General features: G+C 61.7%; 19 protein-coding genes and 1 pseudogene. 11 read left to right on the forward strand and 9 right to left on the reverse strand.

The genetic code is table 11. From position 1 onward, the window contains the following. Nucleotides 1-96: 96 nt before the first annotated feature. From BJD99_RS08010 to BJD99_RS08030, 5 genes are all read right to left on the reverse strand, one after another. Nucleotides 97-372, reverse strand: a complete 276-nt coding sequence (locus tag BJD99_RS08010; RefSeq protein WP_084346243.1) for a hypothetical protein — start codon at nt 370-372, stop codon at nt 97-99. Continuing rightward, nucleotides 369-2669, reverse strand: coding sequence for a 5-methyltetrahydropteroyltriglutamate--homocysteine S-methyltransferase (gene metE / locus BJD99_RS08015; RefSeq protein ID WP_084346244.1), 2301 nt, complete (start codon nt 2667-2669; stop codon nt 369-371). The genes BJD99_RS08010 and metE overlap by 4 nt, the downstream gene beginning before the upstream one ends. Before the next feature lie 93 nt (nt 2670-2762). Further along, a complete protein-coding gene (locus BJD99_RS08020; protein ID WP_084346245.1) occupies nt 2763-3647 on the reverse strand; it encodes a 3-hydroxybutyryl-CoA dehydrogenase in 885 nt (294 codons plus the stop codon). 44 nt (nt 3648-3691) lie between these two features. Beyond that, entirely contained in the window at nt 3692-4981 is a 1290-nt protein-coding gene (aceA, locus tag BJD99_RS08025; protein WP_084346246.1) for an isocitrate lyase, read from the reverse strand. 401 nt (nt 4982-5382) lie between these two features. Beyond that, entirely contained in the window at nt 5383-5796 is a 414-nt protein-coding gene (locus BJD99_RS08030) for a hypothetical protein (protein WP_084346247.1), read from the reverse strand. A 173-nt stretch (nt 5797-5969) separates the two neighbouring features. On the opposite strand from BJD99_RS08030, the gene ramB reads away from it, so the two are divergent. Both ramB and BJD99_RS21415 read left to right on the forward strand, forming a co-directional pair. Then, nucleotides 5970-7382, forward strand: coding sequence for an acetate metabolism transcriptional regulator RamB (gene ramB / locus BJD99_RS08035; RefSeq protein WP_084346248.1), 1413 nt, complete (start codon nt 5970-5972; stop codon nt 7380-7382). After that, complete coding sequence (locus BJD99_RS21415; RefSeq protein ID WP_306294094.1) at nt 7382-7663, forward strand: hypothetical protein; 282 nt, start codon at nt 7382-7384, stop codon at nt 7661-7663. Before ramB ends, BJD99_RS21415 begins: the two co-directional genes overlap by 1 nt. Nucleotides 7664-7764: 101 nt before the next feature. Here BJD99_RS21415 and BJD99_RS21420 read toward each other — a convergent pair. From BJD99_RS21420 to BJD99_RS08050, 4 genes and pseudogenes are all read right to left on the reverse strand, one after another. Beyond that, nucleotides 7765-8043, reverse strand: a pseudogene (locus BJD99_RS21420) (MBL fold metallo-hydrolase); the annotation flags it as partial. Further along, nucleotides 8001-8189 carry a hypothetical protein gene (locus BJD99_RS21425; protein ID WP_306294092.1) on the reverse strand — a complete coding sequence of 63 codons (189 nt, stop codon included), beginning with the start codon at nt 8187-8189 and terminating at the stop codon, nt 8001-8003. The gene BJD99_RS21425 and the pseudogene BJD99_RS21420, both read right to left, overlap by 43 nt. A 54-nt stretch (nt 8190-8243) precedes the next feature. After that, nucleotides 8244-8753 (reverse strand): DUF2029 domain-containing protein, encoded by a 510-nt coding sequence (locus BJD99_RS08045; protein WP_084346402.1) that lies wholly within the window; start codon nt 8751-8753, stop codon nt 8244-8246. A 12-nt stretch (nt 8754-8765) separates the two neighbouring features. Beyond that, the gene (locus tag BJD99_RS08050) at nt 8766-8999 is read right to left on the reverse strand and encodes a helix-turn-helix transcriptional regulator (RefSeq protein WP_084346249.1); all 234 of its coding nucleotides are present in this window, start codon (nt 8997-8999) and stop codon (nt 8766-8768) included. A gap of 255 nt (nt 9000-9254) precedes the next feature. Between BJD99_RS08050 and urtA the strand changes: the two genes are divergently transcribed. The 9 genes from urtA (at nt 9255) to BJD99_RS08095 (ending at nt 18112) form a co-directional block, all read left to right on the forward strand. After that, nucleotides 9255-10529 (forward strand): urea ABC transporter substrate-binding protein, encoded by a 1275-nt coding sequence (urtA, locus tag BJD99_RS08055; RefSeq protein ID WP_084346250.1) that lies wholly within the window; start codon nt 9255-9257, stop codon nt 10527-10529. A 90-nt stretch (nt 10530-10619) separates the two neighbouring features. Further along, nucleotides 10620-11504, forward strand: coding sequence for an urea ABC transporter permease subunit UrtB (gene urtB / locus BJD99_RS08060; RefSeq protein ID WP_084346251.1), 885 nt, complete (start codon nt 10620-10622; stop codon nt 11502-11504). Further along, the gene (gene urtC, locus BJD99_RS08065) at nt 11501-12592 is read left to right on the forward strand and encodes an urea ABC transporter permease subunit UrtC (protein ID WP_084346252.1); all 1092 of its coding nucleotides are present in this window, start codon (nt 11501-11503) and stop codon (nt 12590-12592) included. The genes urtB and urtC overlap by 4 nt, the downstream gene beginning before the upstream one ends. After that, a complete protein-coding gene (gene urtD / locus BJD99_RS08070) occupies nt 12589-13437 on the forward strand; it encodes an urea ABC transporter ATP-binding protein UrtD (protein WP_084346253.1) in 849 nt (282 codons plus the stop codon). Before urtC ends, urtD begins: the two co-directional genes overlap by 4 nt. Beyond that, on the forward strand, nt 13430-14122 hold the full coding sequence (gene urtE, locus BJD99_RS08075) for an urea ABC transporter ATP-binding subunit UrtE (RefSeq protein ID WP_084346254.1): 693 nt from the start codon (nt 13430-13432) through the stop codon (nt 14120-14122). The genes urtD and urtE overlap by 8 nt, the downstream gene beginning before the upstream one ends. Before the next feature lie 11 nt (nt 14123-14133). Then, on the forward strand, nt 14134-14811 hold the full coding sequence (locus BJD99_RS08080) for a GntR family transcriptional regulator (protein ID WP_084346255.1): 678 nt from the start codon (nt 14134-14136) through the stop codon (nt 14809-14811). An 84-nt stretch (nt 14812-14895) separates the two neighbouring features. Beyond that, the gene (locus BJD99_RS08085) at nt 14896-16683 is read left to right on the forward strand and encodes an amidohydrolase family protein (protein WP_084346256.1); all 1788 of its coding nucleotides are present in this window, start codon (nt 14896-14898) and stop codon (nt 16681-16683) included. Next, complete coding sequence (locus BJD99_RS08090) at nt 16680-17285, forward strand: TetR/AcrR family transcriptional regulator (RefSeq protein WP_084346257.1); 606 nt, start codon at nt 16680-16682, stop codon at nt 17283-17285. The genes BJD99_RS08085 and BJD99_RS08090 overlap by 4 nt, the downstream gene beginning before the upstream one ends. Next, on the forward strand, nt 17282-18112 hold the full coding sequence (locus BJD99_RS08095) for an alpha/beta fold hydrolase (protein ID WP_179142238.1): 831 nt from the start codon (nt 17282-17284) through the stop codon (nt 18110-18112). Before BJD99_RS08090 ends, BJD99_RS08095 begins: the two co-directional genes overlap by 4 nt. The last annotated feature ends 55 nt before the right edge of the window (nt 18113-18167 follow it).

The raw sequence follows: 18167 nt of genomic DNA on the forward strand, positions 1-18167 counted from the left end.
GCTACCTACCCATCGGTAGCCATGCAAAGCGGACACTCCCGCCAGCAGGGTATTCCCAGCAGGCGGGAGTGATTCACAACAATCCGGACCGGTGCTCTAACCGTTGCGGGCGATATTGAGACCCAGCCAGCCGACATACGTGCCGAGTCCGATGAGGCCGATCTTACGAGTCTTGGGGTACGCAATGGCAGCACCGACAGCGAGTTCGGTAGCTCCGTTGCGGCTGATCCAGGTCCTGGTGTCGCGAGGGAAAGGACGCTTGGTGATTCCTTCGAACGCCTCGGGAACGACGAAATGCGCGGCACCCGTCGCTGCCAATACAATTCCGAACACCTTCGGAACGAGTCCGCCGGACTTCTTCGACTTGCTCACTCTGCTGTCCCCTGTTCTGCGCGTCGGCGCACCCGTCGCGCCGCTGCCACCAAGTTACGCAACGACGGTTCCAGTTGCCAATACTGGCGTGTTTTGAGGCCACCGTCGGGATTGGCCCACAACCGGTCGATGTCGATCGTCGCGGCTGCCTGTGTCAGTAGCTCGTCGAGTTCGTCGATGTCGGGGATACGCGCCGAACGACTCTCGTACACGCCCGGACCGACTCCATGGCTGAGGACGTTCTCCTGCAAAGCACCGAGAACCCAGTCGATGGATCGTGTTGCCACGATCGCCGTGACATCGGCATCGAGGTTCTCGATCGCGTCGACCACCGACGCACGAGTGGAGTACCCCAGATGCGTGTGAATCTGGGTCTCGGCCTTTGCACCCGACGTCGCCAGCCGAAACGCCTCGACCGACCAACGGAGGTATTCTTTGCGCCCCTTCTCACGCGAGGGCAACAGTTCACGCAACGCCGGCTCGTCGACCTGAATGATCCCGATCCCGGCTTTCTCGAGATCGGCGATCTCGTCACGAATGGTCAGGGCAACCTGGTCGGCCACCTCGTGCAGTGGGAGATCCTTCCGCACGAACGAACGGGCGAGCATGGTGACCGGTCCGGTCAGGATTGCTTTGACCGGCTTGTCCGTCAACGACTGCGCGAACGCTGTCCACTCGACGCTCATCGGTTCCGGCCGGGCCACGTCGCCGTACAGAATGGGCGGACGCACGCATCGTGAACCGTACGTCTGGACCCACCCGTTGGTCGTCGTGGCGAACCCTTCGAGCGCTTCGGCGAAGAACTGAATCATGTCGTTGCGTTCCACCTCGCCGTTCACCAAGACGTCGAGCCCGATGTCCTCCTGCAGCCGAATGACCTGCTCGATCTCGTCCTCGACGAGCGCGTGATAGTCAGCAGTATCGATACGGCCCTGTCCCAGTTCGTATCTCGCCTGCCTCATTGCCGAAGTTTGCGGGAACGAACCGAGGGTGGTGGCGGGCACCAGCGGAAGATTCAGCTTCTTGTGCTGCGCGATCTTCCGCTCGGCGTACGGCAGTCGAACCCGCATGTCGGGCGTTACGTTGTAAACCCGGTGCCGCACCGCGTGCTTCTGCTTGAAGTGCACCTCGGTCGGCTTCTTGCGCCACCTGTCCGACGGCCCGTCGGTGAGCGCCTTTGCCAAGGCAACGACCTCGCCGACTTTTTGCTTCGCGAACGCAAGACGATCGGCGACGTTGCCGTCGATGTCGTACTCGCTCAGCACGTCGTACGGAACGTGCAGCAGTGTCGACGACGTCGAGACGACGAGGTCTTCGCACACCTCTTTCAATCGCTCGAGGTAGTCGAGCACGACGACGCGGTCGGCACGCCACACGGTGCGGCCGTCGATGACTCCAGCGTAGAGGCGTTTGCGTTTCATTCCGGAAATGGCGGCGAGCTCTTCCGGCTCGAGCCTGCCTGCGACGAGGTCCAGACCGATTGCCTCGATCTTGGTGGCTGCGAGAATCGGCAGCGCAGGGCCGAGAGACCCGTATTGACCTGTCACGAGAAGTCGGGGTCGCAACGCCGTCGTCGACAGGGCGGTGTACGCGCGGTCGAGTGCTGCCAGCTCCTCGGCTGTTCGTTCAGCAGTGAATGCGGGCTCGTCCAGCTGGACGCAGGTAGCACCTCGCAGGGCAAGCAACTCGAAGAGGGCACTGTACTGCGTAAGCAGATCCCCCAGCCGATCGAGCGGGGAGAATCCTTGCGCTGCCAGAGATCCGGCCTTGGACAACAACAGCAGCGATACCGGGCCGAGCACAACGGGGCGCAGTTCGATACCGCGGGCCTTCGCCCGATCGAACTCATCGAGCAGGCTCTCCGCGTGCAGTGAGAACGGCGTCGACTCGTCGATCTCGGGTTGGCGGTAGAAGTAATTGGAGTCGAAATACCGCACCAGCTCCAGCGGCGGGAGATCAGGCTTGCCGCGAGCAACGGTGAAGTAGAAATCGAGCGGATGCATCTCCCCTTCGAGCGGGGCGAAGCGCGTCGGAACTGCCCCGAAAAGCAATGCGTCGTCGAGGACATGATCGTAGAAGGAGAAGGTGTTTCCGGGGACTTGCGTCAACCCGGTTGCATGGAGTTCGTCCCAGGTGTCTTCCTGAAGGGAACGACCTACGGACTGGAGTGCGGCGCGGGCGGCAGGCGTCGACCTACCGTTCCAGTAGGTCTCGAGTGCGCGCTTCAATTCTCGCCGCGGGCCGATTCTCGGGTATCCCAGGATGCTCGAACCGAATTCGGCTGCGCTACTCGCCACGAAAGGGTTCCTTCCAGTGAGGGTGCAACGGCAGACGCGAGTGGGAATACGTTGCCGACAACGTATTCCCACTCACCTGCGCGAAGCGCCTACCTATTTTGCGAAACGACCGTTCTCGTACTGGTAGAAACCTGATCCGGTCTTCTTGCCGACCAGCCCTGCCTCGACCATACGTAGCAGAAGCGGCGGGGCGGAGAACAACGGTTCCTTGAACTCTTCGTACATCGAGTCGGCAATCGACTTGACGGTGTCGAGTCCGACGAGGTCGGCCAATGCCAAGGGCCCCATGGGATGTGCGAGGCCCAGCACTGTCGCTTTGTCCACGTCTTCCTTGGTGGCGAACCCGGACTCGACCATGCGAATAGCCGAGAGCAGGTACGGCACCAGGAGCGCGTTGACGACGAAACCCGAACGGTCTGCAGACCGGACGACCTGCTTGCCGAGTACTTCGCTGGCGAATTTCTCCGCACGCTCGGCGACAGCCTGGCTTGTCTTGAGAGTGGTGACGAGCTCGACGAGCGGGAGCACCGGCACCGGGTTGAAGAAATGCATACCGACGACACGATCCGGTGACTTGGTCGCAATTCCCAGCTTCATGATGGGGATCGACGACGTGTTGGACGCGAGTACTGCATTCGGGTCCGTCACCACCGAATCGAGCTCGGCAAAAATGTCGGCCTTGATCTTCTCGTCCTCGAGAACGGCCTCGACAACGAGCTGACGGTCGGCGAAGTCACTGAGGTCGGAGGTGAACCGCAACCGCCAGGCTGCCTGCTCACGTTCTCGCTCGGTGATCTTGCCGCTGCTGACACCACGGTCCAACGACCGCAGGATGCGTGCGCGTCCTGCAGCCGTCAGCTCACGTGTCTGTTCGTAGACCAGCACGTCGACGTGTGCGCGTGCGCACACCTCGGCAATTCCGGCACCCATCTGCCCGATGCCGATAACGCCGACTCGCTGAATTTTCTCGCTGGTCACGTCAGCTCCTTGGCCTTACTGGTCGTTCGAGTCGGACGTGGCGATCAGTGGAACTGGCCCTCTTCGGTGGAGCCCTTCAGCGCTGCGGTCGAGGTGTTCGGGTCGACCGTGGTGGCGATGGTGTCGAAGTAGCCTGCGCCGACCTCACGCTGGTGCTTGACGGCGGTGAAGCCACGCTCTTCGGCAGCCTTGAACTCGCGCTCCTGCAGGTCGACGAACGCCGTCATGCCTTCGCGGGCGTAACCGTGGGCCAGGTCGAACATGCCGTAGTTGAGCGAGTGGAATCCGGCGAGGGTGATGAACTGGAACTTGAAGCCCATCGCGCCGAGCTCCTTCTGGAACTTGGCGATGGTCGCATCGTCCAGGTGCGCCTTCCAGTTGAACGAAGGCGAGCAGTTGTAGGCGAGCATCTGGTCCGGGAATTCGCTACGAACCGACTCGGAGAAGCGCTTGGCAACCTCGAGGTCAGGAACGCCGGTCTCCATCCAGATGAGGTCCGCGTACGGTGCGTAAGCCTTCGCACGAGCGATGCACGGCTCGATGCCGTTCTTGACGCCGTAGAAACCTTCTGCGGTGCGGGTTCCGTCGAGGAACTCCACGTCGCGCTCGTCCACATCGGACGTGATGAGGGTTGCGGCCTCGGCGTCGGTGCGGGCGATGATGACCGAGGGGACATCGGCGACGTCGGACGCGAGGCGAGCCGAGGTCAGGGTACGGATGTGCTGCTGGGTCGGGATGAGCACCTTGCCACCGAGGTGGCCGCACTTCTTCTCCGAAGCGAGCTGATCCTCCCAGTGCACACCTGCGGCACCGGCAGCGATCATGGCCTTCTGCAGCTCGTAAGCGTTCAGCGCGCCACCGAATCCTGCTTCGGCGTCGGCGACCACTGGGGCGAGCCAGTTGCTGACCGAGGTGTCACCCTCGACCTTGGCGATCTCGTCGGCGCGCAGCAGTGCGTTGTTGATGCGGCGAACGACGGTCGGCACCGAGTTGGCCGGGTAGAGGCTCTGGTCCGGGTACGTGTGGCCCGAGAGGTTGGCGTCGCCGGCAACCTGCCAGCCGGAGAGGTAGATGGCTTTCAGGCCGGCGCGAACCTGCTGCACGGCCTGGTTGCCGGTGAGTGCACCGAGCGAGTTGATGTAGTCCTCGTTGGTCACGAGGTCCCACAGGATCTCGGAGCCGCGGCGGGCAAGTGTTGCTTCCTCTACCACGGTGCCCTGCAGCTTGGAAACCTGTTCTGCGGTGAAATTACGCGTCACGCCCTTCCAGCGAGGGTTGGTGTCCCAATCCTGCTGGATCTCGGCGGTGGTCTTCGGGGTGCCGGTGGTCGACATCGGAGCTCCAGTCTCTTCTCATCTTCTCGGCCTGCGTCGAAAGGAATTCTTCACATCGTTGCCAGGCCCTTCGGGTGTACTCCAAAACAATGGCACACCCAAAAATGCCCGTCCACCTGTTGCTAGTGCCAATCTTGGCTAGCTTTTCAACACCCGTTGCTAAGTTTGCAAAGTTCCAGCCGACGCGAACCCTCGCCGAACGGACAGGCTGGTTACCGGCCAGTAGGCCGAAACCGCAGGCTACGAACGCAATTTGAGAAACTCCCACCGGATGCCTTACCGGACGTTTGTACTGTTTGATTGCGGGCGTCTGAATCGAAACAGTGACGAAGTCGATTTGTTAGTGGTGTGAGCGTAATCACAGCAGGATGGAGACTGGCCCATGCATTCCCTGCTAGAAATCAGCTCCGCACGCGATCCCGAGCAGCCGGCTGCGAGAGAGAGGATGCGATCAATCGACTCGCTTCCGGGGCTCGACGCGTGCTGGAGACCACCCCGAGTACACCGAGCGACGCAATGAGGACGCCGCCGACGATGGCGAACATGTCGGTCACCAACAGATCCGCGGGGAACGCGAGAATCAGCGGCGAGAGCGCCAGCGTCACCCCGAGGACCACGTGCGCCCAGTGGCTCGATCTCGACGCACTGGACATCGCCCAGAGAGCAGTGCCTGCCGACAGCATGCCGAGGATGAGGATGGCGCCGGACACCCCGGTGTCTCCATCGACGGGAAGCCAAATGGTGGACGTCACGAGGACCACTCCGGTAATCAGGACGATGGCGTCGCGTACAACTTCGTTCGTGTGGTCCGACATCTGCAGACTCCCTCTTGTTCGCGGCTGAATCTTTGGTTCGAAGGCTGAAATCAACTCCCATTCCGGTATACGCCGAGATGCGACTTCGGGGTCGTTACATCACCGAATCGTGACCCGCGAGCGACCGAGGCGAACGTTGTTAAGCACTGTCTTCACAGGCGTAGCCTGGGCGCATGTCCAAAACGTTCGTCGGCGTGCGGCTGCGGCAGCTTCGGTCCGAGCGCAAGATGAGCCAGGTTGCACTGGCTGGTCAGCTCGAGATCTCGGCGAGCTATCTCAACCAGATCGAACACGACGTCCGCCCACTGACAGTGCCCGTGCTGCTTCGTATTTCCGAGGTTTTCGGTGTCGATACCTCGTTCTTCTCCTCCGAGGACGACACCAGACTCGTCGCCGAGCTTCGAGAGGTCGCACTGGATCAGGACATGGGCATCGCTGCCGACGCTCACGAGATCGCACAGATGGTCTCTTCTCATCCGCAGTTGGCTCGGGCGATGGTGAACATGCACCGCCGGTACCGCAATACGACGGCTCAGCTCGCGGCCGCCACCGACGAGCGATTCAGCGACGGCAGTGGCAGCGGTTCCATCAGCAAACCGCACGAAGAAGTACGCGACTACTTCTACCAACGGCAGAACTATTTACATGAATTGGATACCGCCGCAGAGGAGTTGACCTCTCGGATCCGATTCCACCGCGCCGACGTCGGCGGTGAGATCGCCCGCCGACTCGAAACGGTCCACGAGGTACAGATCGTCAATCGAATCGACCTCGGCGAGAATGTTCTGCACCGGTTCGATCCGCGTACCCGGGTCCTGGAAATTTCCACGCACCTCTCGGGCGGGCAGAAGGTTTTCAAGTACGCGGCAGAGTTGGCCTACCTCGAATGTGCCGATCTCTTGGACAGAATGGTCGAAGAGGGCGGTTTCACGAGCGAACAATCGAAGAAGCTCGCGATCCTCGGGTTCGCCAATTATTTCGCTGCTGCCACAGTTCTTCCGTATCGCCAGTTCCATGATGTGGCCGAGGAATTTCGCTACGACATCGAGCGATTGTCGGCCTTCTTCTCGGTCAGCTACGAGACCGTCTGCCACCGCCTTTCGACGCTTCAACGGCCCAAGCTTCGTGGAGTTCCATTCTCTTTCGTCCGTGTCGACCGTGCCGGAAATATGTCCAAGAGACAATCGGCGACCGGTTTTCACTTTTCTTCCAGCGGCGGTACGTGCCCACTGTGGAATGTGTACGAAACCTTCGCCTACCCGGGCAAGATCATGACGCAGATCGCCGAGATGCCGGACGGGCGTAGCTACCTGTGGATTGCCCGCACGGTCGAGCGACGGGCCGCGCGCTACGGCCAGCCGACCAAGACGTTCGCCATCGGCTTGGGGTGCGAGCTCCGGCATGCAACTCGGTTGGTCTACGCCGATGGGCTCGATCTACATGGTTCGGCTGTCGCCACCCCGATCGGCGCGGGTTGCCGAGTGTGCGAGCGCTCGAACTGCCCGCAACGTGCCTTCCCCCCGCTCGGCAAAGACCTCGATATCGATGAGCATCGGAGCTCGGTCTCGCCGTATCGCGTTCGGTGATGATCATCGATTCGGCGCTTTCTCGGGTTCGCTTCCCCTTGCGCAGCGTCGCGCCCGCCGCAGCGAAGGCCGCGACCCGGCGGACGAGTGTCGGCGGCGCCGCCGGTTTGCCCTCCCACAGGCGGTACAGCGTGGACATGCTCAGAAACAACCTTTCCGGTGAGCCCCACTTCGAGAAAGACAAAAATTCCGGGGACGCCATCATGTTGCGGGCGGCATGGACCGATTCGACTCCCGCATCGAAGTGTTGGCGTCCGGCCGCGTCCACCCACGTCCAATAAGCACGGAGCTCGAGCACCTCGTCGAGGCCACAGATCGGGCCGTGGCCCGGAACGTAGACCTCCGCATCGAGCGCGATCAGATGATCGAGGGCATCCACCCAATTCGGGAGTGGGCCGTGCCGAAGTATCGGGGTCGATCCGATGAACAGCACATCGCCTGCGAACACCACGCCTGCGTCCGGTACGTGGGCGATCAGGTCTCCCGCGGTGTGTGCCGGGCCGAGATATCGCAACTGGACCTGACGTGTCCCTACGTCGATCCGCTCGGTCACTTCGAACGTCTGATCTGGCAGTCTCGGCAGCTTGCGTGGGAACCGTGCTCCTCCACGAACTGTGTTCATGTAGGTTCCGACGTCGCCGATGCCACCCGCTTCGCCCATCGGGTGTCCCACACGGTGTCGATCACCATCGACGCCGCACCTGGGTCGACGATCAGCCCGGTATTCGTCTGACCCCAACTCCCCGGTGGTCGCAGGAACGCCCACACCCCGTCGGCGATCTGTTTCAGTCCTTCACCGGCACTCATGGGCGAGCACGTTACCTGCGGTGAGATGCCATAGTCGAGCATTTCCGCGGCCGGTCAACTGCCGTCGATCTCTTCGTTTTCGAAGCGGGCATGACGTTTGCGCATGTACCAGATCGCTGCTCCCACCGCTCCGCCGCCGAGAATCGCGCCGACGACGCCACCCGCCCATGAACTGGCCTGCGAGTACACGCTCGGCTGCAAGGCAACCAGGACGCTGACGTATCCGACTGCGAAGAGCACACCCACCACGATCGCGCGAACACGAACCAGCTTCGACGCCGTGTAGAGGTTGACTCCGCGGGCCGCCGAGTAGCCTGCAGTCGCGAAGTTGATCAGTGTCGAGACGACGAGGATGCCCAGACCGATCCAGGCTCCGGTTGTGCCCGCCGCCCACGGCAATATCGCGGCGCTGATCAGCGATACCCACGCAAAGAGCTGAAAGCCGATGGCAGAGGCCTCGTTCCACACATCGCGCTGGCGTTCGTCGTCATAGAACTCATCGTCGAGATCTCCGACGAACCGCATCGCCTTGATGAACGGACCTGCCGTGATGGATGTACTCATGGTCATCGCTCCTCATGTCTCCGGTTGTGCCGCGGGCACTTCGCCTGTCGCGAAAAGTGTTTCGACGGTGGTGTTCAATGCTGCGGCCAGCTCGAGCGCCAAATAGACACTGGGGGCATAGTCGCCTCCTTCGACGGAGACGATGCTCTGCCTACTGACTCCACATGCTCTACCCAGCTCCGCCTGGGTGAGCCGGGCCGCTTTTCGGTGTTCACGCACCGTGTTGGTCCTGAGTGCGGCAGCCATGACGAAAGTCAAGCGGACTTGTCATCGAATGTCAACCCTACTTGTCATCGCCAAGCGGCAAGCCACATCCATTTCTGCAGGGTTCGACATCGCCGAAGCCCTTCCCCTCGGACGAATCATCCACGCGCCGAGAAGTTAACAGCGGCGTAACGGACGAAATAGAGCCGTCACCGGGCAACATATCCGCGCAATACTTCCCCTTTACTGTCTGCAATCGCGAATACAACTCCGTATACAAGCGAAAGGGCGTCAAAGATGCCTGCAGTTTCCTCGAGCAAGATGGCCACACGTGTACTGGTTGCTCCTCTCGCTCTGGCCATGGTCGGTTTGGCGCTCACCTCGTGCGGTAGCAAAGCCGGTGACACCACCTCAGCTGACGGCGCGGCAGCAGCCGAATCCTGTGTCGACACATCCGGCGACACCATCAAGGTCGGCTCGCTCAACTCGCTCTCCGGAACCATGGCGATCAGCGAAGTGACGGTGCGTGATTCGATCGCCCTGGCCATCGAAGAGATCAACGCATCAGGTGGAGTCGACGGCAAGCAGATCCAGGTCGTCGCCGAGGACGGCGCGTCCGAGCCCACAATGTTCGCCGAGAAGGCCGAGAAGCTGATCAGCAGTGACTGTGTCGCAGCCGTTTTCGGCGGTTGGACGTCGTCGAGCCGTAAGGCGATGTTGCCGGTGTTCGAGGACAACGACGCGCTGCTCTACTACCCCGTCCAGTACGAGGGCCTCGAGTCCTCGGACAACATCTTCTATACCGGTGCAACCACGAATCAGCAGATCATCCCCGCACTCGATTACCTGAAGGAAAAGGGCGTCAAGTCTCTGTATCTGGTCGGTAGCGACTATGTATTCCCGCAGACCGCCAACCGTGAGATCAAGGCTTACGCAGCTGCCAACGGTATCGAGATCAAGGGTGAGGACTACACCCCGCTCGGTTCGACCGACTTCTCCACTATCGTGAACAAAGTCCGCTCCGCCGACGCCGATGCCGTGTTCAACACTCTCAACGGTGATTCCAATGTCGCTTTCTTCCGCGAATACACCAACGCGGGCCTCAAAGCTGCTGACATGCCGGTCCTCTCGGTATCCATTGCCGAGGAAGAAGTTGCCGGAATCGGCGCGCAGAACATCGAAGGCCAGTTGACCGCGTGGAACTACTACCAGACTGTCGACAGTCCGGAAAACAAGAAGTTCGTCGCCGACTACAAGGCGAAATATGGCGCGGACAAGCCCACCTCCGACCCGATGGAAGCCGCCTACACCTCGGTGTACCTGTGGAAGAACACCGTGGAGAAGGCAAACTCCTTCGCAGTCGGTGACATTCAAGCCGCAGCGGATGGCGTCAGCTTCGCCGCTCCCGAAGGTGAGGTCGTCATCGACGGCGCAAACCACCACATCTCGAAGACTGCACGTATCGGCGAAGTCCGCCCCGACGGCCTGATCTACACCGTCTGGGAATCCCCGGCACCGATCGCACCCGATCCGTTCCTCGAGACCTACGAGTGGGCTTCCGACCTCAACTAATTCCCAGGCACTCCGCGCAGATGAGTGGAAATGCAGCTAGCGAAAACATGTCCACTCATCTGTGCGGAGCTGCACTGAAAAGGAGCGCTCATGGATGTCGTAGTCGGGCAGCTTTTCACCGGCTTGAGTATTGGTTCGATTCTTCTGCTTGCCGCATTGGGACTCTCGCTGACCTTCGGTCAGATGGGTGTCATCAACATGGCCCATGGTGAGTTCATCATGGCCGGTTCGTACACCGCGTACGTCGTGCAGCAACTCTTCTCCACCGGCGGTGCATCGCTGTTCATCTCGCTGATCGTCGGGTTCTTCGTCGGCGGCGCCATGGGCGCCCTGCTCGAGGTTACGCTGATCCGTCGCATGTATCACCGCCCACTCGACACGCTGCTGGTGACATTCGGTGTCGGGCTCATCCTGCAGCAATGTGCGCGCGATATCTTCGGCGCCCCCGCCGTCAACGTCGTCTCACCGGGCTGGCTGTCCGGTGGCATCGACATCCTCGGCGCTGTCGTTCCCAAGACCCGCATCTTCATTCTGATTCTCGCCGTGATCTGTGTTCTCGCATTGTCGTTCGCCCTCGCGAAAACCCCGATGGGTCGACGCATCCGCGCGGTCGTGCAGAACCGGGACCTGGCCGAGACGTCGGGCATCTCGAGCCGTCGGACCGATATTTCGACGTTCTTCATCGGGTCCGGCCTCGCCGGTGTCGCCGGTGTCGCGTTGACGCTGATCGGTTCGACGAGCTCTACCGTCGGGCAGAGCTACCTGATCGACGCATTCCTCGTGGTCGTCGTCGGCGGACTCGGCCAGATCAAGGGTGCGGTCATCGCAGCGTTCGCGCTCGGCATCCTCAATTCGTTCATCGAGTACAGCACGACAGCCTCGATCGCCAAGGTAATCGTGTTCGTGCTGATCGTGTTCTTCCTTCAAGCCCGCCCACAGGGTCTGTTCGCGGTCAAGACAAGGAGTTTGGTATGAGCACCTTCGTCCAGCAGCGCCGCGCATGGCTGGGATTCGCCCTCGCCGCCGTCCTCCTGTTCGCGGTCGCACCGGCCGTTCTCAGCGAGTTCCGGCTCAACCTTCTCGGCAAGTTCATCTGCTACGCCATCGTTGCGGTCGGTATCGGATTGGCCTGGGGCCGTGGCGGAATGCTCACGCTCGGCCAGGGAGTGTTCTTCGGGCTCGGCGCTTACATCATGGCCATGCATCTGAAGATCTCCGACGCCGACCTACGCGGCGACGCGGTGCCGGACTTCATGTCCATCGCCGGGATTCGCGAACTGCCTTCGTATTGGGTTCCGTTCGCTTCGCCGTTGGTGACGATTCTCGGGATTCTGTTCATCCCGGCTATCGTCGCGCTCGTTCTCGGCCTCGGTGTCTTCAAACGACGCGTCAAGGGGGCGTACTTCGCGATCCTGAGCCAGGCTCTCGCTGCTGCATTCGCAATTCTGTTGGTGGGTCAGCAGACCACGGGTGGGTCCAACGGGCTCAACAGATTCCGGACGTTCTTCGGGTTCGATCTCAAGGATCCGGCCAACAAGCAGATGCTGTTCTTCATCGCGGCCGGTGTGCTGCTGGCGGTCGTCGCCATCACTCGGCAGCTCATGTATTCGCGCTACGGGGAACTGCTCGTCGCGGTCCGCGATCAGGAAGAACGAGTGCGCTTCCTGGGGTACGACCCCGCCAATGTGAAGATCGTCGCCTACGTGAGTGCGGCATTCTTCGCCGGCCTCGCCGGGGCGCTCTTCGTGCCGATCGTCGGCATAGTCTCCCCCAACGACGTCGGCATCGTTCCCTCCATCGCGTTCCTCATCGGTGTGGCGATCGGCGGACGCAGCACGCTGCTGGGACCGGTTCTCGGCGCACTCGGTGTGGCCTGGGCGCAGACAACTCTGTCGGAACAATTTCCGTCAGGCTGGACCTACGCTCAGGGACTGATGTTCATCGTCGTGGTCGGGTTCTTCCCCGCAGGCATCGCAGGCTTGTTCGCTCTCCGAAGTCGCAAGAAAGCTGCAGACGAACCCGGTGCCGTCATCGATGTCGAAGAGAAGGAGCTCGTCACATGACTCACCTCGACAACCATCAGCCGACTTTCGGTGGCAACGCCGGTATGTCGAGCCAGTACCTCGAAGTACGCGGGCTTACCGTGAGTTTCGACGGATTCAAGGCCAACACCGACGTAGACCTGACGCTCATGCAGGGCGATCTGCGGTTCCTCATCGGACCGAACGGTGCCGGCAAGACCACCCTGATCGACGCCATCACCGGACTGGTACCGGCAACCGGGTCGATCACCAAGTCCGGCGTCGAACTGCTCGGTAAGAAGGTGCACCAGATCGCCAGACTCGGCGTCGGACGAACGTTCCAGACTGCCAGCATCTTCGAACAGCTCACCGTCCTGCAGAACCTCGACATCGCAGCCGGGGCAGGACGTTCGATCATGACCATGTTGCGCCGCCGCAGTGCGGTCTCGCCCGAGATCGAGGAGGCGCTCGAGACCATCGGTCTGACCGAAGCAAGGAACAAGCCGGCGGGCATTCTTGCCCATGGTCAGAAGCAGTGGCTCGAAATCGGAATGCTGTTGGTGCAGAACGCCGATGTACTGCTTCTCGACGAACCGGTTGCCGGGATGAGCCATGACGAACGCGAGCAGACCGGCGAATTGCTTCGTCGGATCGGCGGCGAACGGACCGTCGTCGTCGTCGAGCACGACATGGACTTCATGCGAGCATTCGCGACGTCGGTGACAGTTCTTGCCGCTGGGCGCATCCTGTCCGAAGGCACCGTCGCCGAGGTACAGGCCGACCCCAAGGTTCAAGAGGTCTACCTCGGTACCGCTGCCGCGGGCGGCGAACTCGATCAGATTGCACAGGACATCGCCGACGCCACACCAGGAGGCAAGCATGCTTGAACTCATCGACGTGCGTACCGGTTACGGCCGCAGCGAGGTCGTCCATGGGGCGTCACTCACCGTCCCCGCCGACGGCGTGGCCGCGGTCATGGGCCACAACGGTGCAGGCAAGACGACTCTGCTCCGAGCCGCCGTCGGCCTGCTCGCGGTCAACTCGGGGAAGGTCCTCTTCGATGGCGAGGACGTCAGCTCGCTACGCCCCAGCGCTCGCGTCGCACGCGGTCTTGCCTATGTCCCGCAGGGCCAGCAGTCGTTCGGCCAGTTGACCACGGCCGAGAATCTGCAGGTCGTCGCCGATGGCCGTAAGCGAGGTAAGGCGTTGATCGGTGAGGCCCTCGACCTGTTTCCCGCGTTGAAGGAACTGCTCACCAGGCGTGCGGGTCTGCTGTCCGGTGGTCAACGTCAGCAGTTGGCGATTGCCCGTGCACTCATCACCGAGCCGAAGATGCTCATCCTCGACGAGCCGACCGAGGGCATTCAGCCCTCCGTCGTCGCCGAGATCGAACGCACGATTCTCGATCTCACCCGCCGCGGCGGGCTCGGGGTGTTGCTGGTGGAGCAACATATCGGATTCGCGCTCGAATCTGCCCAGAATTACTACATTCTCGAGGCCGGGCGAATCACGTCCACCGGCCCGGGCGGTAGCGAGTCCGAAGCCGATGTACGCGCAGCCATGGCGATCTGACCGGTACTTCCATGCCGCGCAAGGACCTTCGCGACAAGGTGTATCTGTCGCTACGACGTGACCTCGTGTCGGGAGCGATTCCGGCAACCGAAAGACTCGGCGAGCAACGCCTGGCCGAGCGGTACAGCGTCTCGCGCACACCGGTGCGTGAGGCGCTCGCACGGCTGCTCGCAGACGGCCTGGTTCTCCGCGGCCACGACGGATTGCACGCGTATCGACCACACGTGGACGATCTCGCCGGGCTCTACGAGCTCCGACAGACGCTGGAAATTCGCGGCATCGTCCGCGCCATCGACGACGCGACGCTTCATCACGACGCACCGGTGATCGTCACCGAGCTCGAACTGTGGAGACGGGCACGAGAGGCCCATCCCACCGACATCACCGAAGTCGTGTCGATGGACGAGCAATTTCACACGACATTGTTGAGCGCGTCCGGGAATCCTGCGTTGACCGTCGCGCTGTGCGCCGTCAATGCCAAGGTCAGGCCGGTACGGTTGGTGGGATCGATGACCCACCAGGACATCCGATCTCGAGTCGAGGAGCACATCACGATCGGTGAGGCGGTCCTCGAAGGAAAGCTCGACGAGGCGAGGACCGCGCTGCTCGCGCACATTTCCTCGCACGAGAAAACTGTCATCGCTCGAGCCGAACAAGCGGCGTCGATGGCGGGGGCGCTGCGAATCTGAAGCGTCGTATTTTGGTCTCGACCAAACATTGCGAGCGTTCACTCTCTAAGTTATGGTTGGAACAACCATGGTGATGGAGGTCACATGAACGAGTACCTGCCCTACGACACAGTGCTGACCGGCGGGACGGTCTACGACGGCAGCGGTGGGCTGGGGGTAGTTCGCAACGTAGGAATCTCGGACGGCATCGTGCGCGCGATCACGACCGAACCGCTCGCGGTCGGTCCGAGTACCGATGTCATCGACGCGACGGGACAGTGGGTCATGCCCGGTTTCGTCGACGTACACACCCATTACGACGCGGAGGTCCTGGTCGGACCAGGACTGACCGAGTCGGTTCGACACGGCGTCACCACGGTCCTGCTGGGGAACTGCTCGTTGTCGACGTTGTACTCCACTCCCGTCGACATCGCCGACCTGTTCAGCCGAGTCGAGGCGCTACCGCGCGAGCATGTGCTGAAGGCCGTCGATGCACACAAGACGTGGACGAATCCGAACGAGTACATCGACGCGCTCGAGAGACTCCCCCTCGGGCCCAACATCGCGGCGCTGGTGGGGCATTCGGACCTGCGTGCCCACGTGATGGGGTTGGACCGGGCGACCGACCACAGCCAGAAACCGACACGTGAAGAATTCTCGGCGATGGCCGATGCGCTGACCACTGCCCTGGACGCCGGGCTTCTCGGCATGTCCACCATGACCAACCCCTGGGACAAACTCGACGGTGACAGATACCGTTCGCGGTCACTGCCGTCTTCGTACGCGCGTTGGAAGGAATTCCGCGCACTGCACAAGATTCTGCGCCGACGCGGCCGTCTGCTTCAGAGCATCCCGAATCTCAACACCAAATACGACATGATCTTCTTCCTCGGCAGCGCAACGGGACTGGGCCGGACTCCGCTCAAGATCTCGCTTCTGGCTGCCGCCGATGCCAAAGCATCCCCCTGGATTCACCACATCTTCGGGCCGCTCGCACAACTGGTGAACGGACCCGGGCGCGGACAGTTCCGATGGCAACACCTGCCCACTACGTTCGACGTCTACTCCGACGGGATCGACCTCGTCGTCTTCGAAGAGTTCGGATCCGGCCGCGCAGCTCTGCATCTCCGAGAGGAATTGGGCCGCAACGACTTGCTGTCCGACGAGGCCTACCGCCGCTGGTTCCGCGCCGACTTCGAGAAGAAATTCAGCTCACGGGTATGGCACCGAGACTTCGCCGATGCCCAGATCACCGAATGCCCGGATGCCTCGGTCGTCGGTAAGAACATCGCCGAGGTTGCGGCCGAACGCGGCATCCACGTGGTCGACGCATTCCTCGACCTCGTCGTCGAGCATGGCCGAAAACTGCGCTGGCACACCACTATCGCCAATCACCGACGGAAGCAGATGGACAAGCTCATCACCAGGCCGGGCGTCACCGTCGGGTTCTCCGACGCCGGGGCGCACCTACGGAACATGGCGTTCTACAACTTCGGGATCCGGTTGCTGCATCGTGTGCACGGCGCCCGCGGAGATCGACGGCCGTTCATGTCCGTGGAGAATGCCGTGTACAAGCTCAGTGGCGAGCTCGCAGAATTCTACGGCGTCGACGCAGGACACCTGAGGGTGGGTGACCGCGCCGATGTGGTCGTCATCGATCCGGCTGGCCTCGACGACGAGGTCCTCGCGTATCGCGAGGAGACGATGCCCGAGTTCGGTGGTTTGAGCCGGATGGTCAACCGGAACGATCAGGCCGTCACCGCGACGCTGATCGCCGGGCGGATCGTCTACCGTGAGGGTGAATTCGCGCCATGGTTCGGCGTATCGGAACGCGCTGGTAGCTTCCTGCGCGCCGGTACCACCACGGCACCGCATCCACGAGAGCGAGTATGAGCAGAACTCAGCAGGAACGACGTACCGAGACGATCGGGAAGCTGCTCGATGCAGCGATCGTGTCACTGTGCGAAAATGGCTATGCTGCAACGACGGTGATCGAGATCGTCTCCCGTGCGGGGGTGTCCTCGGGTGCGTTGTTTCGGCATTTCCCCACACGCCTCGACATCGTCGTCGCTGCTGCGGACGAAGTGCGGCGGCGACAGTTCGAGGAGTTTCGAACCGGTCTCGCGATCTTCGGTACGGCGTCCGTCGAGCATTGTCTGCTCCTCCTGCGTGCGGCGTGCCGAGCCCCGATAAACGGTGCCTGGTACGAGCTCCTCATTGCCGCTCGGAGTGATACCGAGCTGCGGGAACGATTGATTCCCTTCACTGTTCGCTACCACGAGCAAATTTCCGCGCTTGCCCGCACGCTTCCGGTCGCAGGCACCATCCCACCCGCCCAACTCGATACGGTCATTTTCACCGTGGTGCACCTACTCGACGGCGAAGCGCTCTCGGCGATCGTGCATCCGCAGCCCGAGCAGGAGGAGTTGCGATTGCAGCTCATCGCCGGGCTACTCCGAGGCGAGTCCATCTACAAACGGGGCGAGGCCGTGTGAAGACCTGGACAGTCGATTCTGTCGGAGCCCGTATCGCGGTGTACGAGTACGGAGATCCGCTGGCATCCTCGACCGTGCTTCTTGTTCACGGCTATCCGGACGATCATCGATTCTTCGAGCCGATGATCCGTGTGCTGGGACAGCGCGTGCGGATCGTTGCCTACGACACCCGCGGCGGCGGGGCCACCACCCTCGACGATCCGGACTCTCTCGAGAGCTACACCCTGGCTCACTTGACCGAGGATACGTTCGCCGTGGTCGATTCGATCCCCCACCGGAGTGGACCCCTGCACGTGTTCGCACACGACTGGGGTTCGGTTCAGATGTGGGAAACAATGGCCGCACCCCGTGCTGCATCGACTTTTGCGTCGTTCGTATCGGTGTCCGGCCCGAGCCTGGACCACCTGCGTGAGGTCTCTCGTGCCCGCGCAGTTTCGCCCCGACAGTGGTCATCGATGGCAACGCAACTCCTACGGTCCTGGTACATCTGGAGTTTCCACATTCCGGTTCTTCGCCGGTTCGTACCATCGATGATGGTATCGATCGGCAACGAGGAAGCCCCGGAACCAGAGCGCCGGAACCAACAACGCGGAATCGCGCTGTATCGTGCGAATATTCTCCGCCGTCTCCTCTCCGGACCGGATCCGAGGTGCGAGGTGCCCACCACTGTCGTCGTTCCACTCCATGACCGGTTTCTCTCCGCCGACCTTGCCGACGGACTCGAGCGCTGGATACCGGACCTACATGTGATGACAGTCGACGGCGAACATTGGTGGCCGTACACCCACCCGGCAGATGCAGCCGAGGTGGTGCTGTCGCTGCAGTAACGGTCGGCTGGTTACGTACATCGATTGTCCGCTAGCACCGATTGCTCTTTTCCGA

Origin of the sequence: Rhodococcus sp. 1163, from assembly GCF_002091985.1 — a bacterium.
GTDB lineage: Bacteria > Actinomycetota > Actinomycetes > Mycobacteriales > Mycobacteriaceae > Rhodococcoides.